The sequence below is a fragment of the Simplicispira sp. 125 genome, from assembly GCF_003096555.1.
GTDB lineage: Bacteria > Pseudomonadota > Gammaproteobacteria > Burkholderiales > Burkholderiaceae_C > Simplicispira.
Window position 1 is genome coordinate 3,408,871 of the sequence record NZ_QEKM01000001.1, and the last position, 21,816, is coordinate 3,430,686.

Here is a 21,816-nt window from a genome sequence, read left to right on the forward strand (position 1 = left end):
ATGGGCCGCGCCAGCTCGCTGTTCAATGGCGCCGGCGAACAGACCCTGATCAGCCGCGTCAGCCCCACGACCCAGCAGCGCGAGTTCTTGCAGACCAGATGGAACGAGCTGGCCGAGCACCTGAAGGTGTCGCTCAAGGCCCAGCACGGCCATCCGATCTCCACGTGGCTGCAGGGCTCCTACAAGTACGGTACGCTGATCAAGCCCGTCCACTCGGACGAGGAGTACGACGTCGACCTGGGCGTTTACTTCGAGTGGGGCAAGGGCGTCGAGATCGAGCCAACGGCCGACCAGTTGCGTCGCTGGGTCCAGCAGGTACTTGTCGACTACCAGCCCAATTGCCCGACCATGCGGTCCGTGGCGGAGCCGCCCAAAGAGCGGTGCTCGCGGGCGTCGTACGAGCATCAGTTCCACATCGACACCCCGGTTTACCACCTCAACACCGACACCGACGAGCGGCGCCTGGCGTGCCTGACCAAGGGGTGGGAGGACAGCGACCCCAAGGCTTTCTACAAGTGGTTCCGAGATGCGCGAACCGGCGGTCAGCGGGACCAGCTGCGGCGCTTGATCCGCTACCTGAAGGCCTGGGCTGCGTTGTCGTTCGATGACATCCCGGATTCGCAGCCGACCTCGATCCTGCTCACAGTGCTGGCCACCGAAGCCTACGGCGACATCGGTCTTGCCCTCCTCTTCGGCGTCGATGATGACGACGCCCTGATCTCCATCATTAAGACGATCCATGACCGGCTGAACAAGGATCGCCGCGTCCAGAACCCAGCCACCAAGGCCGACGAGGACTTGAATCGGATGAGCGCAGAGGCCTGGGCGGCCCTCCTGCCACGGCTCGATGCGCTGCTGGACATCGCCCAGCGCGCAGACGAGGCCGAGGGAGAACCGGCGGCGGCTCTGATCTGGACCGAGGCGTTTTCGTTCCTGATGCCGCTGCCGGAGGTGGACGAGGTCGACTTGGTGGACGAGCAGACGTCGCGCGCACTCATGCAGCTGCCCGACATCGACATTGCGGTCTACACGGGGAGTGGAGATAAGCGCTGCTTCGTGGCCAATCACCGCAACCGGGTGGCCGGGGTCGCCAAGGGCTGTACGCTGGTGTTCTCAATCGCCAACGCCCACATCCTCCCGCCGTTCGCCACCATCGAATGGACGGTGCGCAACCAGGGGTTGGAGGCCGAAGCTATCAGCGACCTCGGGCATCGCAGGATCGGGATGGGTCTGCTGCAGGCCGAAGAGCGCACGCGCTACCAAGGCACTCATCACATGGACTGCATCATCCGCGTCAACGGTCAGGTCTACGCCGTTCGCCGGGTTCCGGTCACTATCCGCGACGTTCACCACGTTCACAGGGCGCTGCAGCCTTCATACACGCGACTGAGCATGAGGCGCCGACGCTGACCCGCATCGCGTACCCGAGGTGGTTGACGTGGGGACCACGAGAGCTAGATCAAGTGCTTTATTGAGTCTATGTACTCATCCGACATAGTGTCGGAGCAATTCCCGTTTGCCGTCGCCGTAGGTCATCTCCACGTGCAGGCCGTACCGGCCCACGATGACGGCCAGCAGGGGCCGCTTGTCGGCCCGCTCCTTGGCCAGCTTCGTCCACTCGTTCAGGTCGATGTGGGAAGGGACGGGGATGTCTTGCGGGTGGGTGTGCCACTCGCCGATGTAGCGGGTCATGCCGCCGCTGGAACGCCAGTAACGCCTGGCCACGGCTCGGTGCCCAAACGGCAACCGTTCAAAGAGGTAGCGAAGCTGACGGTCCAGGCGCGTTGGCTTGGTGGCCAGCGTGACCAGCAGCCCCTTCTCATGAACTGTGCCAAGCAGGACGCCGCCGCTCTCCGGTAGGTCGCCCACCTGGATGTGCCGCTCGAACATGCCTAAGACCTCGTCGGAAAAGTTCAGCAGCAGGCTGCCGTCGTCCAGCGTCCAGTCGCTCACGTGGCGCATGCGGGGCATCCTTCGGCCCGTTGGGGCGAGCAGTCTTTGAAATGGACCTCGCGTTGCAGATCAAGCACTCTCGTCCTGAAGCTGGGCGACTCGGCGCCGTCCAGCCAGGCCTGCACCATCTCCATGGCCAGCGCGGCCGCCTGGACGGACGCGGTGGCGGGGAAGGGGACGTACAGGCCTTCGCAGCCGTGCCCCTTCATGATGACCTCCGGCGGCACGTCGAACACGCGGTACTGGTCATTCAAGGGCGGCTGAGAGATGCACCGCGCGCAGGCGTGCTCAGGCTTGGCCTTGAGCAGGGCGCGGACGGCCGCGCCGGTCCCTTCCACCCAGGCTGCTAGGAACGGCACCTTGTCGGCGTACTGCCAGGTGAGCCAGTCGGTCAGGCCCTGTTCCCCAGTGGCGTCGATCAATAGGTCTAGGGGCCCCAGGTTCGTATTCTTGACGTCCCCCACCACGGCCACCGCGTCGATGCCGGGCGCGACGCGCCGGAGCTCCTCGCCCATCGCCTCGGCCTTATTCTTGATCAGGGCGTTGAAACCGAGCCGATGACGGCCTAGGTTGCCGGGCTCCATCGACCCCATGTCCACCAGTGTGAGCCTCCCGCCCACTGTGCCCGCCCCGGCCTTGGTCAGCATCTCGGCGAGGTAGCCCCCAATGGTCCCGCAGCCGACCAGCCCGATCTTGAGCCCGGCCAGAGTCTTAGAGCCCGGCAGGTTGCGCTCGGCGAGGTAGTGGTCGTCGATGCGGCACGCGGAAATCCTGCGGATCGGCAGCCGGTAGAGAGTTTCGCGCAGCGACGGCTTGTTGCCGATGCCGACGGGATCCCGCTGCAGGTCCACCTCGACGCCATACTGAACTTGGGGCGAGTCGATCAAGACAAGTGCGCTCGTCGCCTTCGCCCGAAACAGCTCTAAGAGGCGCCGTTCGATCTTCTTAGTGCACCGCGGGTCCAACGTGTTCTGCCACTTCAGGAACTCCTGGACAGTCTTAGGCGGCCAGCGGTCCTGCAGCGGCATGGGCCGTGCTTTGGTATGCACGCGGAACGCCTTCAACTCAGTCTTGGGCAGCCCCAAGCCGATAGCTTCAAGCTTAGCGTGAGTGCGCAGCGTGTCGTCCGTGGCGACGCTGATCTTCCCGTCGTAGGTGTAAGCATCCAGCCCTCCGGGCCGACGTTCGTCGACATCCAACATACACCAGCGGTGGCCCCAGGTGATGTGGAATTCCTCAGCCAAGTCCGCGACCATCTTGCCGGCCAGGATGTCTTCCAGGACCTGTTCGGCCCGGTCGAGGCAGGCCATCGTCTGCTGGATTGGGTTGAAGGAATCAAAGATGACCGAGCCCACCGCCAGGTAGCACAGGTACCCGTCCGCACTGAGGTGGGGCTGCAGTTCAGGGTGCCCCGGCGGAACCGGTGTCAGCCAGACGCGGGGGAAATCATCGAGCGCGGGCGAGATCGTCAGCTCGCACGGGTAGTTCTTCGCCTTGAGGCACAGTTTGCCGGCGTACCTCAACCTGCCGCGCCCGTCGCGCTTCAAGTACGAAAAGCCGCGTTCTTGCAGCGCGGCGGTCAGGTCCGGGATCGCAACCTTCTGAAATTTCATCCAGCGCGCGTCCGCCCGACTAATTCGTTCGGGCCGGCGATCGCCGGAGAGGCGGCGATGGCGGCCGCCACGACCGAAGCAGCGGCGCTCACCTTGACGCGGTCAGGACGGTCCGGGAAGCGCGGGCCGAATAGCCCCTGCATCCAGGTGCACGCCTGCGCGGCGCTGCCGGCGTCCAACGCCGCCTGAAGCTGGCGGCCCAGACCCTCAAACTGCAGCGCCGCCTGTTCAACCATATCTACCTCGTCGTCAGAGGCGCGCAGGCGGTCGGTCAGCGACTCTTGGGGGTTGATCGGGTTGCTGACACCGCTGCGCAGGGCCGTGGGCAGCTGCTTGACGACGTCGAGCAGCGCCTGGTCGTCGCGACGGTCCTGCTTAACGAACAGCGGCGCCGCCGCGGCCATCAGCAGGATTGAGCTGGGGCCGCCGGACTTCCAGGTCCAGTCGCGGTACGCCTTGAGGTAGCGCACGACGCGGCGCAGCTGCTCGCCCCTGGTCTCGACCTGGTCGACGAACCATTCCTTCACGGGCCGGGGGTCGGAGTGCATCCAGCCCTCCACGCGGTGGGCCAGCAGCACCTTGGTGGAAGGCAGTTCGTCCCAGCTCTCGATCGTGGCCTCGGATAAGACGTGGATGCCATCCACCGCAGCGCGCCGGATGGTCTCGGCCTTGACGAGGGTCTCGAACTCCTTGTCCGGGATCGCGTACAGGGGGATGTCGATGTGCGCGAGGTCGCTGATCTCCACGCGGATGCAGGTGGGCTTGCCGGAGAGCTTCCAGCCTTTTTCCTTCACCAGGTCGGCCAGGGCCTTCTCCGCTACGCCGAAGAAGACGTTCGCTGCCACGCTGGGGCTGTCGGTCAGGGTCAGGAAGCCAAGCGGCAGGTAACAGCCATCATCGACGTCCGCTTGCTGGGGCTCCTGCGCCGGCGCGTTCAGCGTCTTGTAGGCCCAGGAGCCCTGGGTGAAAAAGCGCGGCTGCGGAACCTTGCCAGGGTGGCCTTCCGCCGCGTAGACGCGGGGGATTCCATCGCGCAGCGCAATCCGGACCTCGTTCTTGGCCGCGGCGATGTCCTGGCGGTCGTCGTCGCGCAGGTTCAGGTTGCCGAAGAGGCAGGGTTCAGGTTCGACTTCTGTGTAAAAAAGGGCGCTCAGGTTCAGCATGGATGGTCGGGCGTGAGGTGGACGGCGCAACGCGCGTCCAGTCGCGTCGCTTGCAGGCGTCGAGCCATCCGTTCCACCCTTCAACCGGCAAGCCGGCTACCGCTCCAAGGCGTGCTCAGGATGTCGACGCAAACATACATACGAATGACGTCAGGATTTTCAATAGTCGCGCACGTCGATATAGGGTTTGTGCCTACAGGGTGCGACGAGTACCCAGAGACTGACCCGCCCTAGGCTAATATAGCCCACACCTATGATCGGTAGGCAGTCGGTTGAGCACCATGGAGACCTTGCCGTTGAATTCCCCTCAAGCCTTCAGCGCAGAGCAACTGGTGCGGCACGCGGCCCCCAAGGTGGCCGGCGATTTCGCCGGGCTGGGTGTGGTTTTCTACGACTCGCTGGCGGCGCTGCCGCACCTGCAGCTCGATGTGGTCGGCGACGAGCGTTTTGAACTGCCGGTTGTGGGGCTCAAGGCCATCGGCGAGGTGCTCGCCCGGACGTCGCGACGGTCATCGCCGTGGCATGATGGTTTCCATTTCGTGCATGCGGGCTCCGGGGCGCTGACCCACCTGTGCCAGTTCATCGCGCCGCCGCTGCCTGGAGCGGCCGATGCCGCGCCGCGAGCCGGTGGTGCCCGACACATGACGGCACTGCTTGCCTCGAAGGTGGCCGGCGTCGTGGCCATCGGGCTGCTGACCCACGAACGCGCGGCTTCCATCTATGAGGCCGGCCGGCTGACCTTGAGCGAGACCTTCTGATGCTGCCCTTGAGCCTGACCTATGACGACCTCCTGCGGCTGCTCAAGTACTGCGGCGGCGTCGTGCTGCTGGTGTGCGGCGCCATCCTCTTGTTCCGCCTGCCAGAACTGCACGCGCACCCGTTGAAAGTCATCTGGCAGAGTGCTTCCACCGCTCTGACCGTGCCGCCGTTGCTGCTCTGGGTACTGTCAAAGGTGGAGTGGAAGCACCCTCGCATCGCCAAGCTCATGGGCAAGCGCATGGTCCATGGGCTGTGGTGGGGTGAGTTGAAGTCCGAGTTCAAGGCGTCGGATAACGCTGATCCGCTGCCGCCCATCCCGATCGCGTTCGTGATCAAGCAGAGCTACTTTTTCCTGACGATCCAGTCGTACACGCCCAGCGTGCCAGCCGAGTCCACGATGGAGAGGATGGTGGTTCAACCGCGGAACTCAGTGGGGCAGCTGCAGTACGTATTCGAAATGCGGCGCCTGCAGGATGCCGAAGACAAGATCACCGTCGGCTATGGGGACCTCCGGCTCACGTCGAGCGACACACGGCTGGAGGGCTACTATTGGACCAACTCGCCCACTAGGGGCCACATTTCGCTGGACCTCCTGACGCGGGATTTCAGCGGCATCGACTCGTTCGCCGATGCTGAGAAGGCCTGCGCGGAGTCGCTGAAGATCAAGGGTTAGGCTGCTGTCTAGCCCAATCCGACGGCTTTCGCCATCGACAGTATTTTGATGGGGCGGGTAGCGTCAGTTTACCAACGGGGACAGTAGTCGTTTGACCGATTTGGCCTGACGTCGACTGCTCGACCATAAGCGGTCAACGAGCAAGAGCAACCGGCGCCGTACGGATGACTGCAACGCTACAGAGAGCGTGCGTTGAGGTCGGCACGGCGGCGGACTGCAACCGCTGCGAAGCTGGCCCTTCCGGCGTTCCAGGACCATTAGCTGAGTGCCTCGCAGCTCGTCCTTGTAGCCACGAGCCTACAAGGTTTGACAGCTACATCAGTTCGAAAGGAGAAAGAACGCCGCAGAGCCTGCCCTGCTTTTCTTCGACAAGCCAAAGCCGCGTTTCCTTTCTCAGGTCATCCGCGAGGAGCTTTTGGACCTCATCCGTGGGGCCAACAACGGTAGCCTCCAGCAAGTCGAGCTCTTGGGCAGCTTCATCAATCGTGCGCGCGAGCGCCCCCGCCCAGTCCTTGCTGGCCAGCATGTACCTGGCGAGACCGTTCTCAGAAAGCAGCTTCCACCCATCCTTGAAGACAGGCAGAAATGAGAAGGAGTGCGTGAGCATCAGCTGCCGTGCGTACGCGACCGGCTGCCAAACTTCCAGCACGACGGGTGACTTAACCATGAAGTCCTTGACGGCCTGGCGAGGGAGTTGCTGTTCTTTCATGAGTGCCTCTTCTAGGCCGATACAGAGTTCGATGGCTGCTGCCGTCGCATGCCGTGCGAAGACACCGGTATGCATCGCGTCGTTCCTCGCTTTTTTAACCACCGCAATAAGCGCAGAGAAGGTGCTGAAACGTCCAGGATGCGTCTCTGATAGTCGAGAAAGTACGACTGACGCATTGGCCAATTCAGCAAGCGCTTGCTCGTACTGGCCCAGGTTTTTCTTGCGGCCGAAAAGCCGTAGGCCTAGTGCCTCGAGCGCAAAACAGATCGCATCAAAGCCCTCGGCATCTGCCAGCGCAGCGTAACGGCCGGCACGCAGCGCATCGCGATGGTAGAGGCGCTCGTGCCATTGAAGCGTGGGAACATTCATCCGCGCGGTTGAAGGCCCTGCCGCAGGCCTTGATTTATTGACGATCAGTCAGTGTCGCAGATATAGGTAATACCTTTGAGCCATTCTCGATTGCATTGCCTCGTAGAGTGGCCCGTCGGGCCATCGCCCTGTAGCCGTAGGGAACGACTGCTTGATGCTGGACAGGGCGAGCACGCGTGCGCGCGGCCACTGGCCGCAAACGCTGCTTGCACGCCCGCAGTAGCCCCCGCGAACCCTACTGCCGCCGCCTGACAACGAGCGGGCACGCGCGGTTGCCGGGAGCAGGCGCGCTGGTTGCTAGCTAGATTCCTGGGTGCTGCCGGTCGCCAGCCGTCCGTGTTGTCGGCGCGGCCGTCCTAGATGTCGGCTGTGCGGTGCGGCGCTGAACTGGCAGTCCCGGCCAGAATCGGCCTCTCACCACCGTCAGCAGAGCAGCCGACTTACTTGGCAGCCTCAAAACCGGATTGGTCTAGTCCCACAACATTTCTGCCACTTGCGCATGAGCTCTTGTGCCGACCAAGATCGTCATCGGTGCGCTGCACTTCGTCTTTTGCGCGGGTCAGGGACGAGCGCAGATGTCTGAGTCAGGCTGTGAACGGTCTTCCGGGGCGAGCTGATCGGCTGGCAGCAATCGACCCTTCAGTAGCCCGCTCACGTGGCTCCAAAGCGGACGTTCATGAGTCATTTACTCGTGTTCTCTCCCTGAATTACCTGATTTCAGGGATGTGCAAATTGTTGCAGCCGCTCTAGAGTCAAGCACAAGTTCGCCCGCCACTTCCGCAGATTGTGTAGCTCGCGTTTCACGCAATTGCTTCGACGGTTCAGTTCGCCTCTTGCCAAAAATTTGTCCCGCTCACTCGTTCCTTCAACGCAGCAGCTCGGTTCACCCTTGCTGTGTTAATAATTTTTATCATCCGTGTTTAGAAAATCACCTTGCTCGCAGCCACCCCGCTTGGCAATCAGTGGCGATGTGTGATCTGTGCGGCATCACCCCTTGATCTGCCCGCGACCAACCCCCTGAAAGAATCACCGATGTTGCGCCAGCTGCCTTGCCACGATTTTTCTATTTTTCGCGCTCTCTTTTCCAGTGCGCTGCTTCTGATGACTCCCCTGGCGCAGGCGCAGACCATTACCGTAGCCCCCTTTTCGCCAGCCTCGATCCCCGTGGACCATCCAGGCGCGCTGCTGCTCTTGGCTCTTGCCATCGCGGCATCTGTGCCCTGGATGCTGCGCAAGGGTATTTTGTCGCCCCACCGAGTGCGTGCTGTGGGCGCCAGCCTCGCTGCGTTGGCGTTAGGCACGATGGTGTTTTGGGGTGACAAAGTGCAAGCCCAGTTGCAGGAGCTTCATCAGGCATTCACCCAGGCCGGCGGTCAGACGCTGACCATACCTGTGCAAACGACAGGCACAACCCCCAGCGGTAGTCCTCAGGGTTTTTTACCGGTGGTGCATACCAACCAGACAGCTTCCAGCCTGCGCATCGCAAGCATCACGGCGCCCGCATTGAGCACCTGCTTTCCGTTGGGTGTTCCTTCCCCGCTCCCGGTGACCCCAGCACGGCCAGGCACACAGTGTGCGGTGGGCACCACGTTGGGCGCTGGCACCGCCTGCTGGGTGGATGTGGCCCAGCTGTGCACTGATGCCGCAGCTGCAGCACAAGGCAGTCATCCCAGCCAACTCCAGGCGGACTCGGATTCCGTCACTGCCGGGGCCCAGACCTCTGGCAACGTGCTCACCAACGATTCGGACGCTGATGGCCCGCTGACCGTGGCGAGCTTCAAGTACCAGGGCATGACGTATGCGGCTGGCGCCACGGTGCCCATAGCAGGGTACGGCACCCTATCCATCCAGAGTAACGGGGACTACACCTTCACAGCCGCATCGCCCTTTGTCGGTGCGATCCCGATGGTCTGGACGTACGTAGTGCAAACGGGAGCATCCAGCACGCTCAGCATCACCGTGAGCACCCCGCCGGTCAACAATGCTCCCGTAGCCAACAACGACACTACGACGACCGATAAAGGCATCGCTGTAACCGTTGCTGTCCTGGGCAATGACACAGACGTCGACGGTGATTCGCTCTTGGTGACTGGTGTGACCCAGGGCGCCAATGGCTCTGTGTTGATTGATGCCGTCTCCAAAAATCCCATCTACACACCCAACGCTGGCTTTGTGGGCAATGACACGTTCACCTACACCATCAGCGATGGCAAAGGCGGCTCGGCCACTGCCACCGTCACGGTGACCGTGAACGCCGTCGGCAATCGGCCACCTGTTGCAAACAACGATTCTTTCATGACCGGCATGAATGTGGCACTCACCATTCCTATGCCTCTATCCGTACTGCTCCTTAACGACACCGACCCGGACGGGGATACGCTGATCGTCACTACGGTGCACTCGGCCCTTCAGGGTACGCTAAGCGTCGCGGGAGGCAACTTAGTATTCACGCCTGCAACAGGCTTTGAGGGCAACGCCAGCTTTACCTACACCATCTCAGATGGAAACGGGGGCACCAGTACCGCCACGGTCAATGTCACAGTGGGTTCCGCGCAGGCACCGTCTGTGGTGGTGCAGAAAGCCTTGGTCGTCAATGCGCAGGGCACAGGAGGGGTGAGCGCCAAGTTCCCGATTACCACTGCGCTGGTGGACACAGATGGCTCTGAAACACTGACCATCAGATTGAGCGGTGTTCCCTCGGGCATTGCCTTCAACGCGGGCACCAACCTGGGCGGCGGCGTATGGCAGTTCACCGAGGCAGATCTGCCCAACCTGATGATCTTGTTGCCGGGCAGCTATACAACCACCAACACCTTCATTACTGTGCTGGTCACCTCAACGGAGGCAAATGGAAGTGCTACCGCCAGCGTATCCAGCGTAGTCGCCATGAAGGCCGACTACACGACTGTGAACCTCTCCACTACGGAAAATGGCAACGCCACCGGGAATTCGGACAATGAGTACATCCAGGGCGGTAGCGGCAATAACACGATCAACGCCTCCAGTGGCAACAACATCGTCCGAGGCGGCGCAGGCGATGACAATATCTCGGCGAGTATCGGTTCCGACATGCTCTATGGTGAAGACGGGGATGACACTCTGATTGGAGGATTCGGCTCAGATGTGCTGGTGGGCGGCCCTGGCAACGACAACATGCAGGGTGGCGCCGGTGCGGGCGAAAATGTCGTGGACGTGTTCGTCTGGAATTTTGGTGATCAAGGCGCACCAGCTACACCGGCCATCGACACCATCTTGAACTTTGCCACTGCAGCGGCAGGGAACCTCCTTGCGGGCGGCGATGTGTTGAACCTGCGTGATCTTCTGCAAGGTGAGCGTGTGGGGCCGTCCAACGGTGCTGGCAACCTGGCCAACTACCTGCACTTCGTGATCTCTGGAGGGGATACGCTCATCCACATCAGCCATACGGGCGGCTTTGCTAGCGACTCGCATGCGGTAGGTGCAGCGTACAGCACTGCGGCCGAAACCCAGCGCATCGTCCTGGTGGGTGTCAATCTGCAGTCGCTGTATTCGGGGGCAACGACTGACGCGCAGATCATCACGCAGCTGCTGAACAACAACAAGCTGATCGTGGACTAGCGTTTGGCAGCGGAGAACACGTCCCGTAGAAAGCAATTTCATCGGCTGCAGCGGGAGCTGGTCTGTGTACTGGCTGGTTCACCAAAGATCACCCAGGAGTTTGATCTGTTGCGGTCGCCCAGTTTCTGTTGAGTAAAGATCCGGCAAAGACCTGGCCTCACGAATCGACAGGACTCAACGACCGCTTTACAAATTAAAGCGGGTGTTTGCAGTGGGTGAATGAACGGCAGCAACCGCTGCAGAGCCGACATCGAGCGATGCCAGTCTCTGGACCACTATTGCAGTGTTTTGTGTAACGCGGACGTTCGTTTAAAGAGCCCGCATTTTTTGGAACTCTGGCCAGAGGTGTCGGGTTCTCGAATTGATGCGACGCTACCGAATTAAGTGAGACGCCAATCCGCTTCTCACGTCCACTCGGCAGCCTTGGCTCGAACGGTGAATCCATCGGAACTCCAAGTCCCGTAGGTGCCAAAAGCGCTGAGTGACCGAGTGTGTTTGCGGATCTGGAGGCGTTTTGCGCGCGCAGGCGCCGCATGATGCTGGAGCGCCTGCGTGCCAACGTCCGTCATGAGCGACCGGCCGCTCGATGGCGAAATGGTGCTGATCGAAGACGACGAGTTAGACCTCGAAGGCGCCGAATCAGCGTGAGGCTCGCGGGCTGACCTGGCGACGGGTCGGCATGTCCTGGCGTCCAAGAAGTGACACGGCTGTACGCCGGCGATAACCATCGTCGCGCCGGGACGCGCGTCACTCACGCCAAATAGGACGGTGAATTGTGCGATTTGCGCATATTCGATGATCGCATGCAAGCTCATGGGCCCCGACGCCGATGCAGAAGTCCCCCTACACCCTCGAGTACCAGCAGATGATCAAGCTGCTGCGCGACAAGCGCGTCGAGGCACGGGTGAGCCAAGCGGAGCTGGCGACCCGTTTGGAATAGACCCAGGCCGAGGTGAGCAAGTGCGAGACCGGGGTGCGGCACCTGGACGTGGTCGAGCTTAAGCTCTGGCTGGAAGCGCTGGGCAAGGACGTGACGGAGTTCGTGCGAGAGCTCTATGAGGGCACGTGCGCCTGAGTTCCAGGTGTCGTGCCGCCTCTGGATTACCTGGCCGCGGGGGCACCCTTGAAGGCCGTCTGACCCCGCACGTGCTTGCGCACCATCGACCGCCCGACCCGCATGAACTCGCGAACATCGAAACACGAGATGGAGGGCATGGACATGGTGGATGCATCACGCAGGAAGCCGCGGATCTTGGCCACTTGGCGTGTGACCCTCAAGGTCAGGTAGTCAACCACATAGCCCGCGAAGAAGAGCCTGTAGCCTTGGATCCCCCCCTCGGAAAACCGCGCGGGGGTGAAGACGAACCGCTCCAGATCGCCGAGTTGGCCGGTGGGGTCCACCAGCTTGCGGATACGCACACCGATCACGCCATCCGGTGGCGCGTTCCCAGCCAGCAGATCCGCCCGGATTGTCTCCAGCACGGGCCCGGGCAACGTCACCTCGGAGAACTCAGGGCGCGAGCAGACGGATGCTCGCCAGATTATGGAGACCAGGAAGCACTTGAGCGACGCGTGGTCGTGGTCCTTGACCGCCACCTCGTCCACACCGGCCTTGAACTGCTTGGCCGTGACCCGGAGCTTGCGGATCCACGGCGTCTCCCATTTACAAAGGCGCTCCTCGCATTCGGCGCACAGGAGCGGCTCGGAGAGGCTGTCCTGGCTGGACATGGCCACGGAGTCGGGCGACGTGTCCATAGAAATGAGCTTTCCGTTGGAGCCCTTCTTCATCGCCCGAAAATAGGCATTCGGGACGATATGGGATTCCCGCAAGGCGCGGTGCTCCTGGCAGAGAGCACAGCGTGTCGTCGGATGTGGCTCGTGCGATGGTTGCTGATCGGCGTGTGTGGTCATGCGGCGGCTTGAGGTTGAAAAAGCGCGTAGACCGCGTTCTGGATCGGTGCGCGCACGCCTGAGAGTATCTTGTGTATTCTGGCCAACAAAGCCAGCCATTCCAAGAAGCTACCGACTCCGGTGCCGGACTTGCCAGTTATTCCAATTCAGAAGATCTACCCATTCCGATTTCCAATGGATGTCATTGAAGTCCTCAACGAAATATGGAGGTTTGATATGAGTACACCAGCCCCGCCGACGGATTTCCAGTCTTGGCTTGATTACGCAGTCGCAACCATGGACGCGCGAGGAGCATACCTAGACCGCATCTTTAGTGAGGAGGGCACTCCATCTCAGCACGATATCCGGTCTGCAGCCCAAGAGGAGCTTGATCATCTTAGGAAAAAAGCAGTCATGCCTTGGGTCGGTATGCTGGAGTACTGGCAGATTGCACTTTCACAGAGGCTTGGCCGCTCTGCCGCAGACATTGTTGAAGACAACCTTTTGGCGGCGGATTTCTCAGATGGCAGTGTTCACGTCCAATTTAAGGATGGCTCTGATCTGACGTTTCGGCGGGCGTTTTACGTAGGCGAAACACCCGCTGATGGGGCCATTCATCGAGTAGCAGTGTTTACAGAGCAATGCGGGTATCACGAGTTCTGGATAGGCCCAGGGGATCAAATTTCGGCAACTTCAATGTCTGGGGCTCGGTATAAACCCTCTGACGAAGATTTGGCATGGGACTCAATGGCCCCAGTAGGTCGTGAATTTGGAAGTCCCGATTTCGACAAACTGATGGACGAAGATGCGAAGAAATTTAAGTCAGATTTAGCCCAATGGATCCAAAAAAGCAGTGACGCGAATGTGGCTTTGCAGCTGGAGGAGGATGAGATATCAGACGCGCGCAATGTCCAACTCGCATTACATGAACTCGGACAAGACGTCACTATTGATGTCGCCGCTTCAGTTTGGAAGCAATATTCGCAATCATTGATGGCAAGCTGGATGTCAGGCGCAGAGACGGTTCAGTCCGCCGCCAGAACGCTGTATCTAAATTGCCCAAGAGATCAGTCGCACCATGGGCCTTTGACCGGTGGCTAAGCACCCCGCCAGCGCCCGTATTGAATGCAACGACCGCGGTTTAGTCAAGCGACCTATTGTTCTAGACCTCTGGCGGCATACGTGAGGAAATTTGGTACTCAACATGGCACACCACCAGGAACAAGACGTCCGAAGTCTCGCGCTGCACACTGCTGCGGTTGAGTTGATGCGGGCTGATGACGCGCTTTAAGCTTGCTGATGCCGCAGATTCAACGTGTCTGGCAGGCCAACATGCAGGTCTACGGCGCCGACAAAGTATGGCGGCAACTCAGGCGTGAAGGCACGGCAGTGGCCCGCTGCACTGTTGAGAGGCTGATGCGGCAGTTGGGCTTGCGCGGGGTGATGCGCGGCAAGGTCGTACGAACCACCACCAGCGACAGCAAAGCACAGTGCCCTCTAGACCGGGTCAACCGTCGGTTCCGCGCAGAGCGGCCCAACCAGTTGTGGGTAAGCGACTTCACCTACGTCTCGACCTGGCAGGGCTGGCTCTATGTGGCCTTTGTGATCGACGTGTTTGCCAGGCGGATCGTGGGCTGGCGGGTGAGCAGTTCGATGCGCACAGACTTCGTACTCGATGCCTTGGAGCAAGCCCTATAACGCTGCAGAGCCGACATCGAGCGATGCCAGTCTCTGGACCGCTATTGCAGTGTTTTGTGTAACGCGGACGTTCGTTTAAAGAGCCCGCATTTTTTGGAACTCTGGCCAGAGGCGACCAGGTTCACCAACTCCGTGTCCAACCCAAGGAAACAGACAACTTCTGCGGACAACAGCCCCCTTGGGCAGGTCTTCATCGGCCGCCGCCTGCACCGCCACTATCTGCACAGGCGAGAGAGGGCCGTCGTCGGCTTCGTAGCCCTGGTGCACTTCCGCTGCCGCCCCATCTCGCAAATGGTCATGCCCCCCAGGCTCTGGAGCACTGAAACTCACCTCGGAAGATTGGGTGGCCATTAGATGCCCCAAACGCTCTCACCCACTGACCACTGCAGTTCGTCCACCACCCTGCGCATGATCCACACACACTGCGCGTCGGTGCACCATCGCTTGGCCAGGAGGCCTTTCAACGCAGCCTTCACCGTCGCCTCCTGATTCCCCTCAAAGGTCGCGAGTTTTCTCTGGCAGTACCGGACCATCTGCGAGACCAGATCGTCACACATCTGGAAAGCAGCGATGACCTCTGACGGCGAAGTGCCTGGGGAATAGAACTCCCCGCCTTCCTCAACCAGGCTCATCTTGGGCTGGGCGCCCGCAACGGCAGACAGAGCTGCAGTCACCGGAAAGTCCTCTGGTACCCCTGGATAGTTGGCGCGGTCAATCGACATATCGACTCCTTGCTGTCTGTTGCACCATACAACTGGTACTTGGTACTGTGCAATCCCAATTCTTCAAAACGGCGCAGGCGACTCCACCAACTCCACGGGTCCAGACCCCTCGTATAGCACCGACCCCGAATGCTTCACAGTCACCCGCCAGATCTCGCCTTCCTGGGTGATCGTGTACGCCTCAGGCTCCAGCGGCAACACGGTCTCTGTCTGGAACATCCCCTCAATCTTCCAGGGCGGCGTGCAGAGCAACGTCGGGTAGTTCCAAGGTGAATTGATCGTCATGGTGTCGCCTCAACCCGCACTGCTTCTGACTGCATGCGGAGTGCTGGCCCGCCGGCGCGCCTGCGACATCTCCGCCAACGGCAGCGGATCTCGACCTTCATCCCAGCCGTACTTCGAAGTACGCCCCATCCCCTTCCCCCAGATCCCGGAACCCCGCCTGCTTGGCTGCAGTGCTCGCCTTGCCCCAGGCTTTGAGCAAGGTGAGATCTCCGGGAGACACCACCTCAGGGGGCGACTCCTCCAAGTTGTTCAGAGTGTCCAGGGCCGCAGCCACTTGTTCTGGTCCGCCCAGTTGCTTTTCCAATACTTTCGCGTAGCGGGTTTCGGCCGCAATGCGCTCCTTGGCGGGCAGTTCTTCAGGGTAGTCCCGCAGGGTGACGGTGTAGGTGGTTTCGATGGTTTCCATGGCAGTTCTCCAATGTGTTGATGTACTGTACAAATATACAGCTTTCTTTGGAAGAGTACATGTCAGCAAGAACCCTCGGGGACTGGTTGTGAAGCTGTGATTTGCGGGTGCTGCTGCCATGGGAGGTGTTCTTCCAGCACTGTTAGCCAAGCAAACTGGCTCCCCCCTTGGAGCCCTTTTGGGTGACGGTTTTCAGGGGTGCAAGCAACTGTAAATCCCTGCGAATTGCGTCCATTCAAGCCTGAGATCGGGCGGCCAGGATGCTCCAATCGGACTCCAGTTTTTGCTCATTCCATTCCCGTGAACCGATTGTTTTCTTGGCCACGCCGTGTTCGCCTGGCCACCGCGCTGGTCCTGTCTCTGGCCAGTGTCAGTCCGAATCTCTCCTGGGCTCGCTCGCCGCAGTTCGACAGTGGGGCCCTGTTCACACCGCAGCCCACCAGCTTTGCGCAGTGCCCTCAGTTTTTTGCGAATGGGGTTCCCCCTGCAATCACACCCCGACCTCAGTTGCGGGAGCTTTGTTATGAAGCCTTTGCCGTGCTTCACAGTGGTACCACCCGGACGCCCGTGTTTGTGGCGCAGCGCTTGAACCGCCAGAGTGTGGAAGATGCCGATGAGAAGCGGGCCAAGCGGTTCTTTGCCGATGCGCGACTTCCCAGTGGTGAGCGAGCGGAACTGGAGGACTACAAGAACTCTGGGTACAGCCGCGGGCACATGGCACCTGCGGGGGACATGCCTACCCCAACGGCGATGGCACAAAGCTTCAGCCTGGCCAATATGGTTCCCCAGAACCCCCAACAGAACGGGGGCGCCTGGAACAAGATTGAGCAAGATACGCGGCGCTATGCGCGAAGGGCCAAAGGGGATGTGTTTGTAATCACCGGGCCGGTGTTCACAGACAGTGGGCCTCGCATTGGCGCCAATGGGGTGAAGGTGCCCACCTATTTGTACAAGCTGGTCTATGACGTCACCACCCAAAGGGCCTGGGCGCATTGGCAAGAGAACCGGGAAGGTGAGACAGTGAGTCGGCCGATCAGCTATCAGGAGTTGGTCAAGAGGACGGGGGTGGAGTTTTTGCCAAAAAGTGCGCTGCAGCATTGAGTCTTCGCAAGCCAGGTGTCAGCGGGGGCGTTATAAATCGGCCCTTTCAACTTCTATGCATTGTGAGCATCCATGAACCGTGCCGACCTCGTTGCCATCCTCGCCGCCAAGAATGATCTGTCCAAGGTCTCAGCCAATGCCGTACTGGACACTCTGATCGACACCATCCAGACCGCCGTGAAGAAGGGCGATGCCGTTCAACTGGTGGGCTTTGGCACCTTCAAGTCCGCCAAGCGTGCGGCACGCACGGGCAAGAACCCTTCGACTGGCGCAGCACTGAAGATACCTGCGAGCACGGTGCCGAAGTTTGTGGCGGGCGCCAAGTTCAAGGCGGTGGTGGATCCCAAGGCTGCAAAGCGCAAGGCGGATAAGGCAGGCAAGTAAGTAAGTAAGTAAGCCGCAGCGTATTTGACCGCATGACTGCATTCAAAACCGCCACGGGCCCAGTGCCGCTGGCGGTTTTGTTTTGGCCGTTTGGTTCGATGGACTCCGCCCACCCAGTTCGGCAGATGGTCCCTCGGTCCGTCGGTCCGTCGGTGTGTCGGTGTGTCGGTGTGTCGGTGTGTCGGTGTGTCGGTGTGTCGGTGTGTCGGTGTGTCGACACAAACGCTACCATCGAGCCAATGAACACTTTTTCCAATGCCTTTCGCGCTGAAGTTGCCCGCATGGCGCGCAAGGAAATCAAGCCCGAGTTGCAGGGCATGCGCAAGGCCATCACCAGCCATCGGTCCGAGATCGCCGCATTGAAACGCGAGGTGAAGGCGCTGACCTCTCAGCTCAAGTCCTCTCGACGCCAGATCAAAGTAGCGGATGAGCCCAAAGCCAAAGCTGCGATCGAAGAAACCGGATCCAAGAAGCCAAGACAGATCCAGTTCAACGCACAGACCCTTGTTGAAAAACGAGCAGCGCTGGGCATCACACAGAAAGAGATGGCTCTGCTGCTGGGCGCGTCATCGCTATCCGTCTACAAGTGGGAATCAGGTCGGGTGCACCCACGGGCTGCGCAGCTAGAGCGCATTGCCCAGGTGCTCAAGCTCGGCAAGCGCAAGGCTCTGGCATTGCTCAGTCCGCAGTGAGTGGGTGAGGGCAAGTTGCCCCAACCAAGCCCTCAGCGGCGACGATACGGCTCTCCTGGTGAAGAGTCCTTGCGTTCATCCGCCAGTTCAAACAGGCACTGCATGTAGGGTTGGACATCCGTCCATTTGGCGCGGTCATCATAGAAACGCGCCAGATTGCGCGTGGCTTCTACCGCGTCCGGCCACTTGTCTGCAGCACTCACGCGGGTCATGGCATCCCGGGTGTCCTGCTCATCGTGCAGACCACCATCCTGGGCGCCATAGGTATGGAGTTCCACAATTCGCCGAGGCTGCGCAAAAGCAGTGTCCTTGCACACACCGCCGGGTGGCGTGGCCTCCCGTGAAGAATGGGCACCAGCAAATGAGTCCTGCACGGTGTGCAGCACGGACCCGAACGCCACATGGTGCAGGTAGGGAAGCAGCTTGTCCTGGTGCCCCAGGATGTAGAGATCGGAGACCCGCCACTGCGTGCACCCAAAGTGCTCCTTCAGTGTTGCGTTATCGATATCCCGAAGAAAGGTATCGGGCTTGATCTCCCGCGAGGACACTTTCCAGGCGAACTCCAGCCAGTCCAACACCTTGGCCCGTGTTGCACCAGGGTGCACCCCTTCTTCGCTGGCCATCGCATGCAGGAACTGTAAGTCTCCGAAGTGTGATCGGGTCATCACATTGCCGTGAAAAGTACCTGGGGCCTTGCTGCAACCCACAATCGGTTTGATCTGGGCTTTCTTCTCCGCGTCCTTGAAGAGGCAGTACCAGCACAGCGGCTGCGTGGAGAACCGGATGGTCTGGCCCACGATGCACGACTTGCCCAGGTAGGTGCAATTGCCCTCATCGGGTAACAGCTTGAACGGTGGCAGATCATTCCAGCGGACACCGTAAATGACATAGGGCGTCACAAAAGGCAGGTCTCGGATGCTGCAGGTAGTGTCCTGTGCCAGGTTGGCGGGCTCGACCGGACAGCCCATGGCAATCTGGGTGATCTCTTCATGGACACGGCCCTTGATGAGCACACCCAATCTGCCAGCCACATCCGCCAAAGAGTCTTCAGTCTCGTTGGTCAGTTTGGATTCAAATGCCGAGCCCATGGGCGCAATCTGAAAGGCCATGGCGGCACTGGAAAGTGCCAGTGCGCCTGCGACCAAGGCTAAGGGGCGTGCGACCGCGAGCGCCGAAAGCAGTGATTTCTGAAGACCGCGACCCATCTTGCTCGGTATGACCTGCATCTGTCTCCTCCTTTGGCTTCACTGTAAGCAGATTCAAGGTTTGGACAACAAATATTGGTGCAGGGAGCAGACATACCTCAGCTGCAGCTTGCGCTTTCCAGGCATCGGGCCGGTGGTTGGCGTGGAGGCCGACCACGCTTGGGGCACTGCAATTCGTGGGCGGCGTCAGGGTGAATATTTCACAATATGAATTATCAAAATCCGGATAATTAGCGATAAGACGCCAGTCCGGGCCTTGCCTGAGGCAAATTGAGGCGACGCAAGCCTTGCTGTCGCGTGATTGGCCGCGACCTACAGTGACAAAACCTCACGACCGGGAGCGCCCGCACCTGCTTCACCAGCGACCACATGATGGTCCGGGATGCGACAACACTTCATCGAGCCATGGTTGCAGCTGAAGCAACGATGGCCGTTCTATCCAGAAAACAGCGCATCCGAGCGGAGCACGTACTTTGTTCCATCCGTCAGCAACTGCGTGCAAAAGCGGGGAACTCTATCCGATTAGCGACTTCCCAAGCCCCGCACAGTTGCTCGCAACCCCCACAGAACAACAGCTTAGCTGCGGCTTCTCCGCTGCTAAGCTCGCCACGATCCTGAACATCGCCCAGGCAACCCTGGACGACGTAGTACCCACTCGCTCGCAGGCAGCTAGCTGCGCACGACACAGGGCAAGAGGTGGTACCCCCTCGCGATACCCTTTGAGTAACCCGCTCGCCGAATGGCGTGACCTTTTCTACCAGAGGCTCGCACCGATCGCAAACCGCTGGAGCTTGTTGCAGAAGCTTCCACTAGGCTCCCCACCTAAGCGCGACTGGCCGAGCTGGATACGGTAGAAACCAACAGCCTGTCGAATAGCGTTGATGATTGGAACCAGCCCAACTCAACCGTTGGCTACGACGAGGTCCGCCGCCACGGATCAACAAGTGCAGGTGTAGCGCCAGAATGCACTGGAAATTCATCTTCCGCGCTGAAGCGGCCCTATAACGATCTCCCAGAGAGTTTCTGCGGCACCTTCCTGCGATAGCTTCTGCTTTTGTCGTCCACGAAACGACATCCCTAAGCTCGTAAGAAAAAGAGCTTGGTCGTCCGCTTGCACCGAAAGAGCCTCGTTATAAGAGTTCCCACTAAACGAATCGCCTTGGCTATAGTAGATCGCTGCTCCCATTTGCCCGCCAGTAAATACCGTCGCTTTTGCGGCATCCTCGCCATCTTTGTAGATGGCTGCAACAAACCGGTTAGCGTCGATCCGACGAAATACACCTTCGTAGCCCGGGTTTCTTGCCTGGAGCTCTTTCAGAGAGTTTTCGAAATAGCGCGCGATGTACTCGAAGGTATCAATCTGGAACCGGTCTTTGTCCAGCTGAGTGAAGGTCTTGGCAACCCGAAGGTTGCTCGAACGTGGTCCAGCCACTACCGCCTGCTGAGTTGGCGGCAAGGCAGTTGTATCGGAGCGCTCGGTTTGCGAGAGCGCTCTCGATTGATTGTGCCACCTGTCGGCCGCTTTGCGAACCTCCTTCGCTACCTGCAGAAAGGCCTCGTCCCTATCAGGCCAGAGAGTGACCGGTTTTCCATCCTGAGGGGTGCCAAGTAGCTTGCCGAATGGAGCGTGGTGCCAATCGCATGGACGTAGGATAACGGGAATGACAATGGCATCCTTGGCGTTGTGGCGCTCCATTGCACGTGCCATCTCAATGTTGTAGCAATAGTCAGAGGCAATGAAATCGGGGCTCACCAACAACAGAATTATCTCGTCGCCATTGATGTGGTCGTCAATAGCAGCGTCGACCTCTTGACCGGCACTGATTCTTCGGTCGTGCCAGGTTTCGATGACCCCCTGACGCTTGAGCATGGCCAGTTGTTTTTCCAGTTGGTCTCGCAACGCCTCATCGGCATGGCAATATGAGAAGAACACGTTCGGCAAGATGAAGGCTCCACACTGATTTTTATGATTCTGATCTTACGACTGGTTTAAGAATCCATCCCATGTCTCTTCACCAGGCCGCCGCAAAGACAATTCCAACCTGTGGCCCGCAGAGCGTCCCCCACCTTGTCAGAGGTATTCATTGTGGAAATCGTCACCCTCGTTCTGATCAACTTTAGTCGGCTCGGCACCGCAGGAAACTCAGCAGGAGCTTTTAGCCCCACTCGGCAACTCCAGTTGCTCACTGAAGCACGCGATGCCCAAACGCCGACACTGCGCAACTTAGTTGTACAGATGGCCAAGGAGAACGGTGAGTCAGGGTCGCTTGAAGAACTCAAGCACGAGCCCCGACCTGGTTCTGGAAAGGTCGTCTTCAATGTTCAGGGAAGCCACACTTTTTATAGCGAACCCTACGCAGTGTGCGAGGCATTCCCGGCAATCAAATCAGGGGGTCGCTATTTCCGTCTCGAAGAGGTTAAGACGGAAGCCATGCTCAAAATGGCTTGAGCGCATGAAGGCAGATCAGCTTTGCAGCGCCGTTCTCACTTGACTGGCCTAGCGTCCTAGCACGTAGCTGTCACTGCACTTGATGCGGACCGAAAAACTGAATCAACAATTATTGCAAGCGTCCGCAATGTGCAGCGCCTGTCGAACC

Annotated in this window: 20 protein-coding genes and 2 pseudogenes; 12 read left to right on the top strand and 10 right to left on the bottom strand. The window is 59.9% G+C overall.

Annotation, left to right across the window (positions count from 1 at the left end; translation table 11 throughout):
* Positions 1 to 1,410, top strand: a complete 1,410-nt coding sequence (locus tag C8D04_RS15885; RefSeq protein WP_116005709.1) for a nucleotidyltransferase — start codon at positions 1 to 3, stop codon at positions 1,408 to 1,410.
* A 75-nt stretch (positions 1,411 to 1,485) separates the two neighbouring features.
* Here the strand turns inward: C8D04_RS15885 and C8D04_RS15890 are convergent, their stop codons facing one another.
* The 3 genes from C8D04_RS15890 to C8D04_RS15900 are packed head-to-tail and all read right to left on the bottom strand — an operon-like array spanning position 1,486 to position 4,729.
* Positions 1,486 to 1,962 carry a Mov34/MPN/PAD-1 family protein gene (locus tag C8D04_RS15890; RefSeq protein WP_116006233.1) on the bottom strand — a complete coding sequence of 159 codons (477 nt, stop codon included), beginning with the start codon at positions 1,960 to 1,962 and terminating at the stop codon, positions 1,486 to 1,488.
* Positions 1,950 to 3,566: a ThiF family adenylyltransferase gene (locus C8D04_RS15895; RefSeq protein WP_116005710.1), complete on the bottom strand. Its 1,617-nt coding sequence runs from the start codon at positions 3,564 to 3,566 to the stop codon at positions 1,950 to 1,952. Before C8D04_RS15895 ends, C8D04_RS15890 begins: the two co-directional genes overlap by 13 nt.
* Complete coding sequence (locus C8D04_RS15900; RefSeq protein ID WP_116005711.1) at positions 3,563 to 4,729, bottom strand: cyclic GMP-AMP synthase DncV-like nucleotidyltransferase; 1,167 nt, start codon at positions 4,727 to 4,729, stop codon at positions 3,563 to 3,565. The genes C8D04_RS15895 and C8D04_RS15900 overlap by 4 nt, the downstream gene beginning before the upstream one ends.
* A 281-nt stretch (positions 4,730 to 5,010) precedes the next feature.
* Here C8D04_RS15900 and C8D04_RS15905 point away from each other — a divergent pair, with 281 nt between their 5' ends.
* The gene (locus tag C8D04_RS15905) at positions 5,011 to 5,487 is read left to right on the top strand and encodes a hypothetical protein (protein ID WP_199563020.1); all 477 of its coding nucleotides are present in this window, start codon (positions 5,011 to 5,013) and stop codon (positions 5,485 to 5,487) included.
* Positions 5,487 to 6,161, top strand: a complete 675-nt coding sequence (locus tag C8D04_RS15910) for a hypothetical protein (RefSeq protein WP_116005712.1) — start codon at positions 5,487 to 5,489, stop codon at positions 6,159 to 6,161. Before C8D04_RS15905 ends, C8D04_RS15910 begins: the two co-directional genes overlap by 1 nt.
* A gap of 313 nt (positions 6,162 to 6,474) precedes the next feature.
* On the opposite strand, the gene C8D04_RS15915 is transcribed toward C8D04_RS15910, so the two are convergent.
* Entirely contained in the window at positions 6,475 to 7,239 is a 765-nt protein-coding gene (locus tag C8D04_RS15915; RefSeq protein ID WP_116005713.1) for a CBS domain-containing protein, read from the bottom strand.
* Positions 7,240 to 8,340: 1,101 nt separating this feature from the next.
* Between C8D04_RS15915 and C8D04_RS15920 the strand changes: the two genes are divergently transcribed.
* Positions 8,341 to 10,836 (top strand): midcut-by-XrtH protein, encoded by a 2,496-nt coding sequence (locus C8D04_RS15920; RefSeq protein ID WP_243405765.1) that lies wholly within the window; start codon positions 8,341 to 8,343, stop codon positions 10,834 to 10,836.
* Positions 10,837 to 11,788: 952 nt separating this feature from the next.
* Positions 11,789 to 11,911: a hypothetical protein gene (locus C8D04_RS19160; RefSeq protein WP_255415521.1), complete on the top strand. Its 123-nt coding sequence runs from the start codon at positions 11,789 to 11,791 to the stop codon at positions 11,909 to 11,911.
* Between the two features lie 26 nt (positions 11,912 to 11,937).
* On the opposite strand, the gene C8D04_RS15925 is transcribed toward C8D04_RS19160, so the two are convergent.
* On the bottom strand, positions 11,938 to 12,747 hold the full coding sequence (locus C8D04_RS15925) for a hypothetical protein (protein WP_133243646.1): 810 nt from the start codon (positions 12,745 to 12,747) through the stop codon (positions 11,938 to 11,940).
* 174 nt (positions 12,748 to 12,921) lie between these two features.
* Here C8D04_RS15925 and C8D04_RS15930 point away from each other — a divergent pair, with 174 nt between their 5' ends.
* Together C8D04_RS15930 and C8D04_RS15935 are read left to right on the top strand one after the other, a co-directional pair.
* A complete protein-coding gene (locus C8D04_RS15930; RefSeq protein WP_067511974.1) occupies positions 12,922 to 13,827 on the top strand; it encodes a hypothetical protein in 906 nt (301 codons plus the stop codon).
* A gap of 192 nt (positions 13,828 to 14,019) precedes the next feature.
* A pseudogene (locus tag C8D04_RS15935) lies at positions 14,020 to 14,421 on the top strand (IS3 family transposase); the annotation flags it as partial.
* A gap of 353 nt (positions 14,422 to 14,774) precedes the next feature.
* Here the strand turns inward: C8D04_RS15935 and C8D04_RS15945 are convergent.
* The 3 genes from C8D04_RS15945 to C8D04_RS15955 form a co-directional block, all read right to left on the bottom strand.
* Positions 14,775 to 15,146, bottom strand: coding sequence for a hypothetical protein (locus tag C8D04_RS15945; protein ID WP_233521205.1), 372 nt, complete (start codon positions 15,144 to 15,146; stop codon positions 14,775 to 14,777).
* A gap of 63 nt (positions 15,147 to 15,209) precedes the next feature.
* Entirely contained in the window at positions 15,210 to 15,431 is a 222-nt protein-coding gene (locus tag C8D04_RS15950) for a hypothetical protein (RefSeq protein ID WP_092701690.1), read from the bottom strand.
* A 97-nt stretch (positions 15,432 to 15,528) separates the two neighbouring features.
* Complete coding sequence (locus C8D04_RS15955) at positions 15,529 to 15,837, bottom strand: hypothetical protein (protein ID WP_092701687.1); 309 nt, start codon at positions 15,835 to 15,837, stop codon at positions 15,529 to 15,531.
* A 309-nt stretch (positions 15,838 to 16,146) separates the two neighbouring features.
* Between C8D04_RS15955 and C8D04_RS15960 the strand changes: the two genes are divergently transcribed.
* The 3 genes from C8D04_RS15960 (at position 16,147) to C8D04_RS15970 (ending at position 18,014) form a co-directional block, all read left to right on the top strand.
* A complete protein-coding gene (locus C8D04_RS15960; protein ID WP_233521268.1) occupies positions 16,147 to 16,938 on the top strand; it encodes a DNA/RNA non-specific endonuclease in 792 nt (263 codons plus the stop codon).
* A 72-nt stretch (positions 16,939 to 17,010) separates the two neighbouring features.
* Positions 17,011 to 17,322 (top strand): HU family DNA-binding protein, encoded by a 312-nt coding sequence (locus tag C8D04_RS15965; protein WP_116005716.1) that lies wholly within the window; start codon positions 17,011 to 17,013, stop codon positions 17,320 to 17,322.
* 281 nt (positions 17,323 to 17,603) lie between these two features.
* Complete coding sequence (locus tag C8D04_RS15970) at positions 17,604 to 18,014, top strand: helix-turn-helix transcriptional regulator (protein WP_233521206.1); 411 nt, start codon at positions 17,604 to 17,606, stop codon at positions 18,012 to 18,014.
* Between the two features lie 32 nt (positions 18,015 to 18,046).
* Here the strand turns inward: C8D04_RS15970 and C8D04_RS15975 are convergent, their stop codons facing one another.
* On the bottom strand, positions 18,047 to 19,123 hold the full coding sequence (locus C8D04_RS15975) for a hypothetical protein (protein ID WP_243405766.1): 1,077 nt from the start codon (positions 19,121 to 19,123) through the stop codon (positions 18,047 to 18,049).
* 611 nt (positions 19,124 to 19,734) lie between these two features.
* Between C8D04_RS15975 and C8D04_RS19035 the strand changes: the two are divergent.
* Positions 19,735 to 19,887 (top strand): annotated as a pseudogene (locus tag C8D04_RS19035) (DNA-3-methyladenine glycosylase 2 family protein); the annotation flags it as partial.
* A 308-nt stretch (positions 19,888 to 20,195) separates the two neighbouring features.
* Here the strand turns inward: C8D04_RS19035 and C8D04_RS15980 are convergent.
* Positions 20,196 to 21,152 (bottom strand): toll/interleukin-1 receptor domain-containing protein, encoded by a 957-nt coding sequence (locus C8D04_RS15980; protein ID WP_233521269.1) that lies wholly within the window; start codon positions 21,150 to 21,152, stop codon positions 20,196 to 20,198.
* 153 nt (positions 21,153 to 21,305) lie between these two features.
* On the opposite strand from C8D04_RS15980, the gene C8D04_RS15985 reads away from it, so the two are divergent.
* Positions 21,306 to 21,668, top strand: coding sequence for a hypothetical protein (locus C8D04_RS15985; RefSeq protein WP_133243648.1), 363 nt, complete (start codon positions 21,306 to 21,308; stop codon positions 21,666 to 21,668).
* Positions 21,669 to 21,816: the final 148 nt, after the last annotated feature.

Excerpts from the sequence above, each read along its gene's own strand:
- C8D04_RS15970 (WP_233521206.1), top strand. The coding sequence starts at position 17,604 with ATGGCGCGCAAGGAAATCAAGCCCGAGTTGCAGGGCATGCGCAAGGCC.
- C8D04_RS15965 (WP_116005716.1), top strand. The coding sequence starts at position 17,011 with ATGAACCGTGCCGACCTCGTTGCCATCCTCGCCGCCAAGAATGATCTG.
- C8D04_RS15905 (WP_199563020.1), top strand. The coding sequence starts at position 5,011 with ATGGAGACCTTGCCGTTGAATTCCCCTCAAGCCTTCAGCGCAGAGCAA.
- C8D04_RS15920 (WP_243405765.1), top strand. The coding sequence starts at position 8,341 with ATGACTCCCCTGGCGCAGGCGCAGACCATTACCGTAGCCCCCTTTTCG.
- C8D04_RS15890 (WP_116006233.1), bottom strand. The coding sequence starts at position 1,962 with ATGCGCCACGTGAGCGACTGGACGCTGGACGACGGCAGCCTGCTGCTG.
- C8D04_RS15885 (WP_116005709.1), top strand. The coding sequence starts at position 1 with ATGGGCCGCGCCAGCTCGCTGTTCAATGGCGCCGGCGAACAGACCCTG.
- C8D04_RS15945 (WP_233521205.1), bottom strand. The coding sequence starts at position 15,146 with ATGTCGATTGACCGCGCCAACTATCCAGGGGTACCAGAGGACTTTCCG.
- C8D04_RS15925 (WP_133243646.1), bottom strand. The coding sequence starts at position 12,747 with ATGACCACACACGCCGATCAGCAACCATCGCACGAGCCACATCCGACG.
- C8D04_RS15975 (WP_243405766.1), bottom strand. The coding sequence starts at position 19,123 with ATGGCCTTTCAGATTGCGCCCATGGGCTCGGCATTTGAATCCAAACTG.
- C8D04_RS15930 (WP_067511974.1), top strand. The coding sequence starts at position 12,922 with ATGGATGTCATTGAAGTCCTCAACGAAATATGGAGGTTTGATATGAGT.
- C8D04_RS15955 (WP_092701687.1), bottom strand. The coding sequence starts at position 15,837 with ATGGAAACCATCGAAACCACCTACACCGTCACCCTGCGGGACTACCCT.
- C8D04_RS15950 (WP_092701690.1), bottom strand. The coding sequence starts at position 15,431 with ATGACGATCAATTCACCTTGGAACTACCCGACGTTGCTCTGCACGCCG.
- C8D04_RS15895 (WP_116005710.1), bottom strand. The coding sequence starts at position 3,566 with ATGAAATTTCAGAAGGTTGCGATCCCGGACCTGACCGCCGCGCTGCAA.
- C8D04_RS15900 (WP_116005711.1), bottom strand. The coding sequence starts at position 4,729 with ATGCTGAACCTGAGCGCCCTTTTTTACACAGAAGTCGAACCTGAACCC.
- C8D04_RS15910 (WP_116005712.1), top strand. The coding sequence starts at position 5,487 with ATGCTGCCCTTGAGCCTGACCTATGACGACCTCCTGCGGCTGCTCAAG.
- C8D04_RS15915 (WP_116005713.1), bottom strand. The coding sequence starts at position 7,239 with ATGAATGTTCCCACGCTTCAATGGCACGAGCGCCTCTACCATCGCGAT.